Source organism: Streptomyces rubradiris, assembly GCF_016860525.1.
GTDB lineage: Bacteria > Actinomycetota > Actinomycetes > Streptomycetales > Streptomycetaceae > Streptomyces > Streptomyces rubradiris.
Genome location: NZ_BNEA01000015.1, coordinates 4,669,074 through 4,683,961 on the forward strand (window position 1 = coordinate 4,669,074; position 14,888 = coordinate 4,683,961).

Annotated in this window: 12 protein-coding genes; 11 read left to right on the forward strand and 1 reads right to left on the reverse strand. The window is 73.9% G+C overall.

Annotation, left to right across the window (positions count from 1 at the left end):
* The first annotated feature begins 81 nt into the window (after positions 1–81).
* The 10 genes from Srubr_RS34035 to Srubr_RS34080 all read left to right on the forward strand — a co-directional run bounded on the left by Srubr_RS34035 (position 82) and on the right by Srubr_RS34080 (position 10,735).
* Positions 82–1,302, forward strand: coding sequence for an amidohydrolase family protein (locus Srubr_RS34035; protein WP_189992254.1), 1,221 nt, complete (start codon positions 82–84; stop codon positions 1,300–1,302).
* Positions 1,303–1,307: 5 nt separating this feature from the next.
* Positions 1,308–2,225: a TIGR03619 family F420-dependent LLM class oxidoreductase gene (locus Srubr_RS34040; RefSeq protein ID WP_189992758.1), complete on the forward strand. Its 918-nt coding sequence runs from the start codon at positions 1,308–1,310 to the stop codon at positions 2,223–2,225.
* A 9-nt stretch (positions 2,226–2,234) separates the two neighbouring features.
* Positions 2,235–3,005: an SDR family NAD(P)-dependent oxidoreductase gene (locus Srubr_RS34045; RefSeq protein WP_189992252.1), complete on the forward strand. Its 771-nt coding sequence runs from the start codon at positions 2,235–2,237 to the stop codon at positions 3,003–3,005.
* Positions 3,006–3,103: 98 nt separating this feature from the next.
* On the forward strand, positions 3,104–4,222 hold the full coding sequence (locus tag Srubr_RS34050) for an LLM class flavin-dependent oxidoreductase (RefSeq protein WP_189992250.1): 1,119 nt from the start codon (positions 3,104–3,106) through the stop codon (positions 4,220–4,222).
* Between the two features lie 118 nt (positions 4,223–4,340).
* On the forward strand, positions 4,341–6,071 hold the full coding sequence (locus Srubr_RS34055; protein WP_229926559.1) for an N-acyl-D-amino-acid deacylase family protein: 1,731 nt from the start codon (positions 4,341–4,343) through the stop codon (positions 6,069–6,071).
* Entirely contained in the window at positions 6,068–7,522 is a 1,455-nt protein-coding gene (locus Srubr_RS34060) for an aldehyde dehydrogenase family protein (protein ID WP_229926558.1), read from the forward strand. Before Srubr_RS34055 ends, Srubr_RS34060 begins: the two co-directional genes overlap by 4 nt.
* A gap of 118 nt (positions 7,523–7,640) precedes the next feature.
* On the forward strand, positions 7,641–8,081 hold the full coding sequence (locus tag Srubr_RS34065) for a hypothetical protein (RefSeq protein ID WP_189992248.1): 441 nt from the start codon (positions 7,641–7,643) through the stop codon (positions 8,079–8,081).
* 11 nt (positions 8,082–8,092) lie between these two features.
* Complete coding sequence (locus Srubr_RS34070) at positions 8,093–9,706, forward strand: peptidoglycan-binding protein (RefSeq protein ID WP_189992246.1); 1,614 nt, start codon at positions 8,093–8,095, stop codon at positions 9,704–9,706.
* 10 nt (positions 9,707–9,716) lie between these two features.
* The gene (locus tag Srubr_RS34075) at positions 9,717–10,325 is read left to right on the forward strand and encodes a protease inhibitor I42 family protein (RefSeq protein ID WP_189992244.1); all 609 of its coding nucleotides are present in this window, start codon (positions 9,717–9,719) and stop codon (positions 10,323–10,325) included.
* Positions 10,326–10,348: 23 nt separating this feature from the next.
* Positions 10,349–10,735 carry a hypothetical protein gene (locus tag Srubr_RS34080; RefSeq protein ID WP_189992242.1) on the forward strand — a complete coding sequence of 129 codons (387 nt, stop codon included), beginning with the start codon at positions 10,349–10,351 and terminating at the stop codon, positions 10,733–10,735.
* Here Srubr_RS34080 and Srubr_RS34085 read toward each other — a convergent pair.
* Positions 10,704–12,245: a CehA/McbA family metallohydrolase gene (locus tag Srubr_RS34085; protein WP_373313418.1), complete on the reverse strand. Its 1,542-nt coding sequence runs from the start codon at positions 12,243–12,245 to the stop codon at positions 10,704–10,706. The two genes, Srubr_RS34080 and Srubr_RS34085, sit on opposite strands and share 32 nt — an antisense overlap.
* Positions 12,246–12,284: 39 nt before the next feature.
* On the opposite strand from Srubr_RS34085, the gene Srubr_RS34090 reads away from it, so the two are divergent.
* The gene (locus Srubr_RS34090; RefSeq protein WP_189992238.1) at positions 12,285–14,870 is read left to right on the forward strand and encodes a bifunctional FO biosynthesis protein CofGH; all 2,586 of its coding nucleotides are present in this window, start codon (positions 12,285–12,287) and stop codon (positions 14,868–14,870) included.
* Positions 14,871–14,888: the final 18 nt, after the last annotated feature.

The window sequence follows — 14,888 nt, forward strand, 5'->3', positions numbered from 1 at the left end:
GGTTCTCACACCCCTTGGCGCGCCGGGAACGGCCCGTACGCGTAGCTGACGGTCCGTCAGATCGGCGCTACCGTGAACCGCATGGAGACCACACAGTTCCCGCCGATCATCTCCGTTGACGACCACACCGTGGAGCCCGCCGGCGTGTGGCAGGAGCGGCTGCCGGCGCGGTACCGCGAGGCCGGGCCCCGGATCGTGCGGGCGCCGCTGAAGGAGATGACCTTCCTCGGCGGCCGTTTCAAGCCCGTCATGGGCACCCCGGGCGACGACGGGCCGGTCGGCGACTGGTGGGTCTACGAGGACCTGCGCCGGCCCCTGACCCGGCTGGACACCGCCGTCGGATACCCCAGGGACGAGGTCCGGCTGGAGGTCATCACGTACGAGCGGATGCGGGCCGGGTCGTACGACGTGTCCGCGCGCCTCGCCGACATGGACGTCAACCACGTGCAGTCCGCCCTGTGCTTCCCGACCTTCCCCCGCTTCTGCGGGCAGACCTTCGCCGAGGCCGCCGACAAGGAGCTGGCCCTGCTGTGCGTGCGCGCCTACAACGACTGGATGGTGGAGGAGTGGTGCGGGCCGCGGGCAAAGGGGCGGTTGATACCGCTGACCCTCGTCCCCCTGTGGGACGCGGAGCTGGCCGCCCGGGAGGTGCGCCGCAACGCCGCGCGCGGGGTGCGGGCCGTCGCCTTCTCCGAGATACCCCCGCACCTGGGCCTGCCGTCGGTGCACACCGACGACTGGGACCCGTTCCTCGCGGCCTGCGACGAGACCGGCACGGTGATCGCCATGCACATCGGCTCCAGCAGCCGGATGCCCTCCACCTCCGCCGACGCCCCGCCCGCCGTCGGCTCTGTCATCACCTTCGCCAACTGCTGTTTCTCGATGGTCGACTGGCTGATGAGCGGCAAGTTCGAGCGCTTCCCGAACCTCAAGGTCATGTACGCGGAGGGACAGATCGGCTGGATCCCCTACATCCTCGAACGCGCGGACGTGGTGTGGGAGGAGAACCGGGGGTGGGGCGGGGTCGCCGAAAAGGTGCGCCGGCCGCCGTCCGAACTGTTCGCCGAGCACGTCTACGGCTGCTTCTTCGACGACGCCTTCGGGCTGCGGAACCTGGACGCCATCGGCGCCGGCAACGTCCTGTACGAGACCGACTACCCGCACTCCGACTCCACCTGGCCGAAGTCCCGCGAGGTCGGCGAGGCGCAGATGGGGCATCTCGCGCCGGACGTGGTCGAGCGGATCGTGCGGGGCAACGCCATCGAGCTGCTGGGGCTCGCCCCCGGGGGGCTGTGGCGGTGAGCGCCCTGGCGTACGGCATCCAGCTGCCCGTGCAGTCGCAGAGCACCCTGTACGCCGAGCCGTGGGAGGCCGCCGCCGGCCCCGGGGACCTGGTCGCGGTCGCCCGCGCGGCCGAGGCGGCGGGGTTCGCCTACGTCGCCTGCTGCGACCACGTGGCCATCCCGCGCCGCCTCGCCGGGGCCATGGGCACGGTCTGGTACGACCCGGTGGCCACCCTCGCCCACCTCGCCGCCGTCACCACGCGGATCCGGCTGCTCAGCCATGTGGCCGTGGTCGGACTGCGCCATCCGCTGCCGACCGCCAAGCAGTACGCCACCTTGGACCACCTCTCCGGCGGACGGCTGATCCTCGGAGTGGGCGCCGGGCACGTCCGGGAGGAGTTCGAGGCGCTCGGGGCGGACTTCGCGCGGCGCGGGGCCGTACTGGACGAGGCGATGGACGCCCTGCGGGCCGCGCTCGGCCCCGAGGAGTTCCCCGAGCACCACGGGACGTACTACGACTTCGCCGGGCTCGGCCAGCGCCCCCGCCCCGCGCAGCCGCACGTCCCCCTGTGGGTCGGCGGCTCCTCGCCCGCCGCCGTGCGCCGGGCCGCGCTGAAGGGCGACGGCTGGCTGCCGCAGGGGGACCCGCCCGGACGGCTGGCCGAGCGGGCCGCCCGGATCCGGCGGCTGCGCGAGGAGGCCGGACGCGACGGCCCGTACACGGTCGGCGCCCTCGCCGGGCCGCTGTACGTCGGCCGGCCCGGCTGGGACGTCGGCCCGCGCACCCTCGCCGGACCCCCGGAGGAGATCGCCGTGTCGCTGCGCGCCTACCGGGCGCTGGGCGCGCACCAGGTGCAGGTCCGGCTGCGCAGCCGGAGCCGGGCCGAACTCATCGACCAGATAGGCGTGTTCGGGGACGAGGTCGCGCCCCGGCTGGACTGAGGAGACGGTATGGGCAAGCTGGACGGGCGGGTCGTCCTCGTCACCGGGGCGGCGCGCGGACAGGGCGAGCAGGAGGCGCGGCTGTTCCGAGCGGAGGGCGCCCGGGTGGCCGTGGCCGATGTGCTGGACGAGCGGGGGTCGGCCCTCGCGGAGGAGATCGGCGCGCTCTACGTCCACCTCGACGTGGGCACGGAGGACGGCTGGCGGCGGGCCGTGGCCGAGGTCAAGCGGGCGTACGGGCGCCTCGACGGGCTCGTCAACAACGCGGGCGTCCTGCGCTTCAACGCCCTGGTGGACACCCCGCTGGCGGAGTTCATGCAGGTGGTGCAGGTCAACCAGGTCGGCTGCTTCCTCGGGATGAAGACCGTCGCGCCCGAACTCGCGGCCGGCGCCACCATCGTCAACACCGCCTCCTACACGGCGCTGACCGGCATGGCGGCCGTGGGCGCGTACGCGGCGACGAAGCACGCCGTGCTCGGGCTGACCCGCGTGGCCGCGCTGGAGCTGGCCCCGCGGCGGATCCGGGTCAACGCCATCTGCCCGGGCGCGATCGACACCGCGATGTCCAACCCCGCCCGGCTGGACCCGGACGCCGACCCGGAGGAGACGGGCCGAGCGCTGGACGAGCTGTACCGGGGGCTCGTTCCGCTCGGCCGGATCGGGCGGCCGGAGGAGGTGGCCCGGCTCGCCCTCTTCCTCACCTCGGACGACTCCTCGTACATCACCGGGCAGCCGTTCGTGATCGACGGGGGATGGCTGGCCGGGGTCAGCGTGATCTGACCGGCCGTCGTCCCTTGACGGTCACGGCGGCCGGTGCGAGAGTCGGCCGACAGCCATATCTGACGGAGCGTCAGAAAACTTGAGGACGGTGAACCGCCGTGGAATTCGGGATCTTTGTACAGGGATACGTGGGCAAGCGCGCCGAGACCGACCCGCTGGCCGAGCACAAGGCGCTGATGGAGGAGACCGAGTACGTCATCCAGGCGGACAAGTCCGGCTTCAAGTACGCCTGGGCCTCCGAGCACCACTTCCTGGAGGAGTACTCGCACCTGTCCGCCAACGACGTCTTCCTCGGCTACCTCGCCCACGCCACCGAGCGCATCCACCTGGGCTCCGGGATCTTCAACCCGCTGGCCCAGGTCAACCACCCGGTGAAGGTGGCCGAGAAGGTCGCCATGCTGGACCACCTCACCGAGGGACGCTTCGAGTTCGGCAGCGGGCGCGGCGCCGGATCGCACGAGATCCTCGGCTTCCTGCCCGGCATCACCGACATGAACCACACCAAGGAGATCTGGGAGGAGACGATCGCCGAGTTCCCCAAGATGTGGCTCCAGGACGAGTACGCCGGCTTCCAGGGCAAGCACTGGCAGCTCCCGCCGCGCAAGGTCCTGCCGAAGCCGTACGGGAAGTCCCACCCGGCGATGTGGTACGCGGCCGGGTCCCCGCCGTCGTACGCCATGGCCGCGCGCAAGGGGCTCGGGGTGCTCGGCTTCAGCGTCCAGAAGGTCTCCGACATGGAGTGGGTGCTGGAGCAGTACAAGACGGCGATCGTGGACGCCGAGCCGGTGGGGGACTTCGTCAACGACAACGTCATGGTCACGACGACCGCGATCTGCGCGCCCACGCACGCCGAGGCCGTCGAGACCGCGGTCAGCGGCGGACTGCACTACCTGCCCTCGCTGGTGTTCCGCTACCACGACACCTTCCCCCGGCCGGAGGGGTTCCCGGTGTGGCCCGAGACGCTGCCGGAGTACACGCCCGAGTTCGTGGAGCTGCTGATCGAGGAGGAGCTGCTGATCTGCGGCGACCCCGACGAGGTGCTGCGCCAGTGCAAGCGGTGGGAGCAGGCCGGGGCGGACCAGCTGAGCTTCGGGCTGCCGGTGGGGGTGCCGAAGGAGGAGACGCTGCGGACGATACGGCTGATCGGGGAGCACGTGATCCCGAAGATCGACACGGATCCGGTGCACCGGACTTCGCGGTTCCGGGCTGCCGGGTGAGCGCGGTTGGCGGGTGCGGGTGCGTTGTCGCTGGTCGTGCTTACGCGGCGGAGCCGCATATCGGTACGGCCCGCGCCCCTGGGTAGGTCAGCGCCTCCGGTATCGAAGGAGTCACCCAGTGTTCGATCACATCGTCAAGGGCGCCACCGTCGTCGACGGCACCGGCGCCCCCGCCTTCACCGCCGACGTCGGACTCCGGGACGGCCGGATCGCCGCCATCGGGGAACTGGACGCGGCCTCCCGCACCACCGAGGACGCCCGCGGACTCGTCCTAGCCCCGGGCTTCGTGGACCCCCACACCCACTACGACGCCCAGCTGTTCTGGGACCCGTACGCCACCCCCTCGCTGAGCCACGGGGTGACCACCGTGATCGGCGGGAACTGCGGGTTCACCCTCGCGCCCCTGCACCCCGCGCGCCCGGCGGACGCCGACTACACCCGGCGGATGATGTCCAGGGTGGAAGGGATGTCCCTGGTCGCGCTGGAGCAGGGGGCGCCCTGGAGCTGGCACTCCTTCGGGGAGTACCTGGACGCCCTGGAGGGGCGGATCGCCGTGAACGCCGGGTTCATGGTGGGGCACTGCGCGCTGCGCCGGCACGCGATGGGCCCACGGGCCGTCGGCGGACAGCCGACCGGGGAGCAGCTGAGCGCGATGCTCCGGCTGCTGCACGAGGCCATGGACGCCGGCGCCTGGGGGCTGTCCACCACGCAGTCCGGGACGCACTCCGACGGGGACGGCCGCCCGGTCGCCTCCCGGTACGCGCGCCCGGCGGAGCTGGGTGCCCTCGCCCGCGCCGTCGGCGAGCACGAGGGCACCCAGATCGAGGCGATCGTCGCCGGCTGCCTGGACCGCTTCAGCGACGACGAGATCGAGCTGCTGGCACGGCTGAGCGCGGCGGCCGGCCGGCCCCTGAACTGGAACGTCCTCACCGTCGACGCCGCCGTGCCGGACCGCGTGCCCCGCCAGCTGAGCGCGAGCGAACGGGCCCGGAAGGCAGGCGGGCGGGTGGTGGCGCTCACCATGCCGATCCTCACCCCGATGAACATGTCCCTGGGCACGTTCTGCGCCCTCAACCTCATCCCCGGCTGGGGCGCGGTCCTCGCGCTGCCGGTGCCCGAGCGCATCGCCCGGCTGCGCGACCCCGCCGTGCGCGAGGAACTGCTGCGCCGGGCCCGGTCCGAGGAGGCCGGGGTGTTCCGGCGGCTCGCCGACTTCGGGCGGTACGTCATCGGGGACACCTACAGCGCGGCCAACCAGGGGCTCACCGGCCGGGTGGTGCGGGACATCGCCGCCGAACGCGGCCAGGACCCCTTCGCCTGCCTGGTCGAGATCTGCGCCCACGACGAGCTGCGCACGGTGCTGTGGCCCATGCCGAGCGACAACGACCCGGCCTCCTGGGCGCTGCGCGCCGAGACCTGGCGGCACGAGGACGTCCTGCTCGGCGGCTCGGACGCGGGCGCCCACCTGGACCGGATGTGCGGGGCGCCGTACACCACCCGGTTCCTCGGGGACTGTCTGCGCGGCCGGGGACTGGCCGGGCTGGAGCAGGCGGTGCGGATGCTCACCGACGACCCGGCCCGCCTCTTCGGGCTGCGGGAGCGGGGCCGGGTGGCCGAGGGCTTCCACGCCGACCTGGTGCTGTTCGACCCGGAGCGCGTCGACGCCGGCCGGGCCCGGCTGGTGCACGACCTGCCCGGGGACGGCCCCCGGCTGCACTCGGAGGCGATCGGCGTGCGGGCGGTGTGGGTGAACGGGGTGGAGACCGTCCGCGACGGCCGGGTGACGGGGGCCGTGCCGGGCCGCGTCCTGCGCTCGGGCCGGGACACCCGGACGGTGAGCACGCGGTGAGCGTCGAGGGGCAGGCGCTGTTCGTCGGCGGGGAGTGGGTGGCCCCGGACGGCGGGCACTACCCGGTGACCGACCCGGCCACCGAGGAGACCGTCGGCTGGGCGCCGGAGGCATCCCCGGAGCAGGCGCGGGCGGCCTGCGCGGCGGCCCGGGAGGCGTTCGGCGCGTGGTCGCGGACCCGGCCCGGGGAGCGGGCGGCGCTGCTCGGGCGGGCCGCCGGGATCATCCGGGACCGGCTGGAGCCGTACGCCGACCTGGCCCGCGCCGAGACGGGCGCGACCACCGGTACCGCCCGGGCGATGCAGGTCGGGGTGGCCGCCGCCCGCTTCGCCCGGTACGCGCGGGTGGAGCCCGCCGAGTGGCCCATCGCCCCGCAGATCAACGAGGCCGGGCCGATGGGGAAGGCCGGGGTGATGGGGGCGCTCGCGGTACGCCAGCCCGTCGGGGTCGTCGCGTGCGTCACGTCGTACAACAACCCGTGGGCCAACCCGGCCGGGAAGATCGCCCCGGCGCTGGCCATGGGCAACACGGTGGTGGTCAAGCCCGCCCCGCAGGACCCGCTGTCGGTGTACCGGATGGCCGAGGCGCTGGCCGAGGCCGGGGTGCCGCCGGGCGTGGTGAACGTCGTCTCCGGCCGCGCGGTCGCGGTGGGCGAGGCGGTGGTGGGGTCCGCCGATGTCGACATGGTCAGCTTCACCGGGTCCACGGCGGTCGGCCGGCGCATCGCCGAGGTGTGCGGGCGGGACATGAGACGGCAGTTGATGGAGCTGGGCGGGAAGGGCGCCGCGCTCGTCTTCGACGACGCCGACCTCGCCTCGGCCGTCACCGGCATCGGCACCACCTTCTCCTTCTACAGCGGCCAGATCTGCACCGCGCCGACCCGGGTCCTGGCCCAGCGCGGGGTGTACGACCGGCTCGTGGAGCAACTGGCCGGATACGCGGGCCGGTTGACGGTCGGGGACCCGCGGGAGCCCGGCACGGTGGTGGGACCGGTCATCTCGGCGGAGCACCGGGCGCGGGTCGAGTCGTACGTCGAACTCGGCCTCCGGGAGGGAGCGGTGGTGGTCACCGGCGGTGAACGCCCGCCGTGCGAACGGGGCTTCTACGTCGCCCCGACCCTGCTCGCCGACGGGCGCAACGACATGCGGGTGGCCCGCGAGGAGATCTTCGGGCCGGTGGTGACGGTGATCCCCTTCGACGACGAGGAGGAGGGCGTGGCCCTGGCCAACGACTCCGACTACGGCCTCCTCGACTACGTGTGGTCCGGTGACGTGGCCCGCGCCTTCCGGGTGGCGCGCCGGCTGCGGGCCGGCGGGGTGGGCGTCAACACGGTCGGCCGCAACATGGAGGCCCCCTTCGGCGGGTTCAAGATGAGCGGTGTCGGCCGGGACACCGGCGTGTACGCGCTGCACGCCTACAGCGAGGTCCAGGCACTGGTGTGGCCGGGCTGAACGGGCCGGCGGGTGGAGGGTGTGGCGGGCCCGTGCGGGGCCTGTGACATCCCGACAGCCCCCCGGACGGTGCGTGTTAGCCTCCCGCAGCCAGGGATCAACGCGACGGGGGAGCTTCATGGGCGCGTCCACGGACGGCTACACGGTCAGGTCCGGCATGGCCGGGCAGGCGACGGAACTGGACGGCGCGGGCGACGACGCCGGGCACATCGCCGAGGCGGTCCGCCCCACCGGCAACCAGTCCGCCGGCACACTGGGCGGCGGCGACTCCGCCGCGGCGTTCGACGCGTTCGCCGCCGCCTGGGAGGCGGAGGCGACCACGCTGGAGTCGGCGCTGCGCGAACTGGCGGGCAAGGTCCGCCTGGCCAAGGGCGCGTACGGCGGCGCCGACCACACCGTGGCGACCCGAGCCGCGGCCGTACCCGGCGGCGGCCTCACCACGATGCCCACCCCGGCCGGTGCCGGGGCCGTCACCACGATGCCCACCCCCGCCGGTGCCGGCGCCGTGACCACCATGCCCGTGCACGCCGAGCGGCCGTCGGCCCTCTCGCGCTACTGAAGAGGCGGACGATGACCGGCTTCCTCAGCCCGCTGGACTCTCCGGCGGCCCGCCGCTCCTGGCTGGCCGGCCTGCGCGACAGCATCCCCAAGGCCGCCACCAAGAACGACCTGCTGGACCAGATCGACGGCGCCCTGTTCGTCTCCGCGCCGCAGGGCGACCCCGCGACCCTGGACGCGCTGGGCAAGCGCTACCGCGACCAGGTCGACAAGGCCGGCGATCTGCACGACCGGGTGAACAAGGTGGCCCGCAAGGGCCTGCCCGAGGTGTGGACCGGCAAGACGAGCGTCCTCGCCTCCGACGGGGTGGCCGCCGCCGCGCGGGCCGCGACCGAGATGGCCGAGGCGTTCGACGGCGGAGCCAAGGCGCTCTACGCCCTCGCCGACGCCCTCGTCCACGCCAAGCGGCAGGACGCCGACGGCCGCACCCGCCTGGACCAGGCCAGACGGCAACTCGGCCCCAAGGACGGCATCTTCGACGCCATCGACCGCATGATCGAGACCGACGAGGAGAAGCAGGCCCTCGCCGCGGCCCGGTCGGTCGCCACCGAGGGCGTCGACCTCATGCACAAGGCCGCCGTCGCCGCCGACGACGCCGTACGCGCCGCCACCCGGGACCTGAACAAGTGGGCGGCCGAGGCCCGCGCCGGGAAGCTGCGCACCGGCGGACTGTCCGCGGTGGACCGGCTGATGCTCGCCGACACCAGCGGCAAGGCCGGCGCCGCCGAGTACAACGAGATCCTCACCGCCGGCGACCTGGAGCGCTCCGGCCGGGCCATGGACCGGCTGCCGGCGGCCGACCGGGCCCGGATGGACCGCCTCCTGGCCGGCGCCGGGTCCCCGCAGGAGAAGGCCTACCTGATGAAGGCCCTCGCCGCGGGCCACAGCGTGGACGACATCGAGACGTTCGGCGGGAAGATCCACGGCAAGGACCCGGCCTGGCTCCAGCAGCACCTGTCCCCGATCGTCACCGAGGGCGACAGCCTCAAGGACGAGGGCGTCGACGCGGGCAGCGGCGCCAACGTCAACACCGACCTGCAGAGCTTCCGCGGCCAGCAGTGGGCGCAGGGCGGCGACGGCCGCGAGGGCACCTGCGTGGCCTCCTCCACCGTCACCGCCCGCGCCATGGTCGACCCCGTCTACGCCCTCTCCCTCACCGGCGGCCCCAGCGGCCAGGAGAACGACCCCGCCGCCTTCCGCCGCCGCCTGGTGGACGAACAGCACCGGGTGCACACCGAGGGCGACGGCGGCGCCAACTGGAACGGCATGGTCCTGGAGGGCAAGACCGAGGTCCTCAACAAGGAGGTCAGCCCCGAAACCGGAAGCGCCTACGAACTCCACGAGGTCCGCGACGCGGACGCCCGGCGCAACGTCCTGCCGGAGATAGAGAAGGCGGTGGCCGAGGGCAGGCCGGTGCCGATCGGCGTCGAGGGCTACGAGGCGGACGGCACCCGGCACGGACACGCCATGATGATCATCGGCCAGGAGGGTGACAAGCTGGAGATCTACAACCCGTGGGGCCAGACCACCTGGGTCAGCGAGGACGACTTCGTCAACGGCGGCATGGCGAAGGCCAGCAACAGCCAACTGCCCGACGCCTACGCGGTGCACCTGCCCCAGGACTGAGAGACCCACCATGACTTCCCGCACCACCCGGCTCGCCCCGGCCGCGCTCCTCGCCCTGCTCGCCCTCACCGGCTGCGGCACGGAAAGCGCCGCCACCGGCGCACCCGCCCCCACCACCGGCGGCACGGACGGCGCCACCACCGGCGCACCCGCCCCCACCGACACCGGCACCGTGCGGGCCGCACCGGGCGGCGACGGCACCGAGTACGGCATCGAGCGGCGCGACATCACCGTACGGCCGGGCGAGCGCTTCTCCCTCACCGTCCCGTCGGCCCCCACCCTCGGCGAGCACTGGTACCTCGCCGACCCCCGGCCCGACCAGGCGGTACTGGCGTCCCGGGGCGAACACACCACCGGCGACCGCGGCGCGGCCGACGGCACCACCGGCTCCACCGGCTCCACCCGCTCCTTCGACTTCACCGCGCTGGCCAGGGGCCGTACGACGGTACGGCTGCTGCACTGCCCGCTGCACACGTGCACCGGCCCCGGCCCCGACGACCGCTCCACCCTGGGCCCCAGCCCCAGCGGGTCCCCGTCCCCGTACCCCACGCTGACCGCCGACCCGCGCGCCCGCGGCGCCGGCGCCGGCTTCTACGTCTTCACGATCACCGTCCGCTGACCCGGACCGGAACCGAGGCCCGCATGCCCCCTTCGCCCGACTCCCGCACCGACGACGAGGTCCTGGCCGCCACCGACGTCGCCGTCCTGCTGCGCCACGGCCTGACCCAGGACGCCTTCCGCACCGCCCTGTTCGGCGACGGCGCGGTGGCCGCCGCGGTCACCCTGGACCGGCTCGGCGTGCTGCCCCGCTCCCTGGTGTTCCTCGCCGGGATCGTCCGGGCGGGCGGGCTCGGGTACGCCGCCGAGCTGCCCGAGCCGCTGCCGTCCCCCGAACCGGCCGCCCTGCTGCGGGAGTGGCTGGGCGGCGCCGCGCCCACCGCCGGCACCCCTCAGGCCGAGGAGTGCGCCGCCCGCTGGCTGGAGGCGGTCGCCGAGATCATCGCGCTGCGCCGGGCCACCCGCCGCTGACCGGTCCGAGGAAGACCGGGTTGGTGAACGCGGCCATCGCCCCCGGCACCGGGCCCAGCGCCGTCTCGTGCCGCACCTCGGCCCGGACGTAGGCCGCGCGGGCCGGGGAGGTGCGCCACTCCACGGCCCCCGTGCCGGACACCGGCAGCGGCTGGCCGGTGAACACCAGGCCCTGGTCGGTCAGGAACCGCACCGCGCAGCGCGGCGCGCCGGACACCTGGAGCCGCACGGTCACCGGGGTGTCCGGGGCCACCGCCAGCCGCTCCCCGATCCCGGCCCGCTCACCTCCCTCCGCCGTGACGGAGAAGTCCAGCGAGACATGGCGCGACTCGGCCACGTAGGACCGCCCGGCCCGCAGTCCCTCCTGGATCGCCTCCCGGGTCAGGCCGTCGGCGAGGACGACCGTCTGGGGCAGCCCGACCACGTCCGGATCGCGGTGGGCGTCGCTGTTGCCCAGCGCGGGCAGCCACGCCCGCTCGCCCCGCGCCGCCGCCACCAGCCGCGCGTCCCAGCCCGCGAGCGCCAGTTCGTCGTCGGGCGTCCACATCCCGTTCCACACCTCCACGGCGTCCGCCTCCGCGAACCCGAACCGCCAGGAGCAGCCCACGCAGTCGCCGTGCGGATGGGCCGGTACGACCAGGCCGCCGGCCCGCCGGATCGCCCGCGCGAAGTGCGCCCAGCGGCCGTCGCGGGCCCGGTAGCGCCAGTCGACGAAGGTGCCCGGGTCGGTGCCGAGCGCGAGCACGTGCCCGTTGCGGGTGGTGACCTCCTCGCCGAGCAGCACCAGCAGGTCGTCGCCGGCCGCGTCGGCCCAGTGGGGGTGCGAGGCGTTGGTGTTGTGGTCGGAGCTGTTGACGAAGTCCAGCCCGGCGGCGCGGGCCAGCGCCGCGATCTCGGCGGGGGTGCGGCGGCCGTCGGAGTGCCAGGAGTGCAGATGGCAGTCGCCCCGGTACCAGTCCCGCCCCCGCCCCCGGGCCCGGCCGGGCGGGTACACCGGCTCGGGGGTCGCACCGGCCGCTCCCTCGGTCAGGGTGACGCTCACCTCGTAGGCCAGCCCCTGCGGGGCCACGGTGTAGGGGCCGAGGGCGATGTGCCAGGTGCCGGGGGTGAGCGGCCCGGGCAGGTACCCGGGGGTCGCCGCGTCGGCCCGCACGAAGAACTCGCTGCGCGCCCCGCCCGACCAGCCCCGGAACCCCCGCCCGCCGACCTCGGTCCCCCGCGGGTCGAACAGCCCGATGTCGAGCGCGTTGCCGGGGGTGCCGGGCGGGACGGGCGGTTTGTCGTAGGTGTAGGTGACTTTCAACTCTGCCGTGCCCGCCGGGACTTCGAAGGGGAGGTACGCGAAGTCGGGGGAGCCGGGTGCGAAGGTGCCGCGCAACGTCGTCACCCTGTCAACGTAAGCCGACCCAAGGGGCCCGGGACAATACCTGTGCGCGGCGTCACCGAGCGGGCGCGCCCGGCCGCGAACGACCCGGACGCACCCACGGCGGGCAACCCAACCTGGCGCCACCCCAGTCGGCGACGATCAGCGCGACCGTATGCTCAAGGGATGACGACTTCCGTGCCCTCCGGAACCGGCCCCACCGAGAACTCCATGCGTCGCGCCCTCAAACGTGCCCGGGAAGGCGTCGCCCTCGACGTCGCCGAGGCCGCGGTGCTGCTCCAGGCACGCGGCACGGACCTGACGGACCTCGCCGCCTCCGCCGCCCGGGTGCGGGACGCGGGCCTGGAGGCGGCGGGCCGGCCCGGCGTCATCACGTACTCCAAGAGCGTCTTCGTCCCCCTCACCCGGCTGTGCCGGGACAAGTGCCACTACTGCACCTTCGCCACCGTCCCCGGCAAGCTGCGCCGCGCCGGCCACGGGATGTTCATGTCCCCCGACGAGGTGCTGGACATCGCCCGCAAGGGTGCCGCCCTCGGCTGCAAGGAAGCCCTGATCACCCTCGGCGACAAGCCGGAGGACCGCTGGCCCGAGGCGCGCGAGTGGCTGGACGCGCACGGCTACGACGACACCATCGCCTACGTGCGCGCCATCTCCATCCGGATCCTGGAGGAGACCGGCCTGCTGCCGCACCTGAACCCGGGCGTCATGACGTGGACGGACTTCCAGCGGCTGAAGCCGGTCGCGCCGAGCATGGGCATGATGCTGGAGACGACCGCCACCCGGCTGTGGTCCGAGCCCGGCGGCCCGCACCACGGCTCCCCGGACAAGGAACCGGCCGTCCGGCTGCGCGTCCTGGAGGACGCCGGGCGCTCCTCCGTACCGTTCACCTCCGGCCTGCTGATCGGCATCGGGGAGACGTACGAGGAGCGCGCCGAGTCGCTGTTCGCGCTGCGGAAGGTCGCCCGCGCCTACCACGGCATCCAGGAACTGATCATCCAGAACTTCCGCGCCAAGCCGGACACGGCGATGCGCGGCATGCCGGACGCCGAACTGGACGACCTGGTCGCCACGGTGGCCGTCGCCCGGCACATCATGGGCCCGAGCGCCTGCCTCCAGGCCCCGCCGAACCTGGTCGACGCCGAGTACGAGCGGCTGATCGGCGCCGGCATCGACGACTGGGGCGGGGTCTCCCCGCTGACCATCGACCACGTCAACCCCGAGCGCCCCTGGCCGCAGATCGAGGAACTCACCGAGCGGTCCCGGGCGGCCGGCTTCGAACTGCGCGAACGCCTGTGCGTGTACCCGGAGTTCGTCCGCCGGGGCGAGCCCTGGCTGGACCCGCGGCTGCGCCCGCACGTGTCCGCCCTGGCCGACCCGGAGACGGGCCTGGCCCTGCCGGACGCGGTCGTGACGGGCCGGCCCTGGCAGGAGCCGGACGAGGTGTTCACCGCCACCGGCCGCACCGACCTGCACACGGCCATCGACTCCGAGGGCCGCACCGGCGACCGGCGCGCCGACTTCGACGAGGTCTACGGCGACTGGGAGGCGCTGCGCGAGGCGGCGGCCCCCGGCATGGCCCCGGAGCGGATCGACGCCGACGTGCGCGAGGCGCTGCGCACGGCCGCCGACGACCCGACCCGGCTGACCGACGCCGAGGCCCTGGCCCTGCTGCACGCGGACGGCCCGGCGCTGGACGCGCTGTGCCGGGTGGCCGACGACGTGCGCAGGTCGGCGGTCGGCGACGACGTCACCTACATCGTCACCCGCAACATCAACTTCACCAACGTCTGCTACACCGGCTGCCGGTTCTGCGCCTTCGCCCAGCGCCGCACGGACGCCGACGCCTACACGCTGTCGCTGGAGCAGGTCGCGGACCGCGCCCAGCAGGCGTGGGAGGTCGGCGCGGTCGAGGTGTGCATGCAGGGCGGCATCCACCCCGACCTGCCCGGGACGGCGTACTTCGACATCGCCAGGGCGGTGAAGGAGCGGGTGCCGGGCATGCACGTGCACGCCTTCTCGCCGATGGAGGTGGTCAACGGCGCGACCCGCACCGGCCTGTCGATCCGCGAGTGGCTGACGGCCGCCAAGGAGGCCGGGCTGGACTCCATCCCCGGAACGGCCGCGGAGATCCTGGACGACGAGGTCCGCTGGGTGCTCACCAAGGGCAAGCTGCCCACGGCCACCTGGATCGAGGTGATCAGGACCGCGCACGAACTGGGCATCCGCTCCTCGTCCACGATGATGTACGGGCACGTGGACCAGCCCCGGCACTGGCTCGGCCACCTGCGCACGCTGGCCGGCATCCAGCGGGAGACCGGCGGCTTCACCGAGTTCGTGACCCTGCCGTTCATCCACACCAACGCGCCGGTGTACCTGGCGGGGATCGCCCGACCGGGCCCGACCCTGCGGGACAACCGGGCGGTGACGGCGATGGCCCGGCTCCTGCTCCACCCCTGGATTCCCAACATCCAGACGAGCTGGGTCAAACTGGGCGCCGAGGGGGCGGCGGAGATGCTCCGCTCCGGCGCGAACGACCTCGGCGGCACCCTGATGGAGGAGACGATCTCCCGCATGGCGGGCTCCTCCTACGGCTCGTACAAGTCGATCCGCGACCTGATCGCGGTGGCCGAGGCGGCAGGCCGCCCGGCCAGGCCGCGCACCACCCTCTACGGCGAGGTCCCCGAGGAGCGGCAGCGGGTCGCCGAGGCGTCCGACGGGCACCTGCCGGAGCTGCTGCCGGTCCTGGACTGAGTACGATTGTCCGACCCC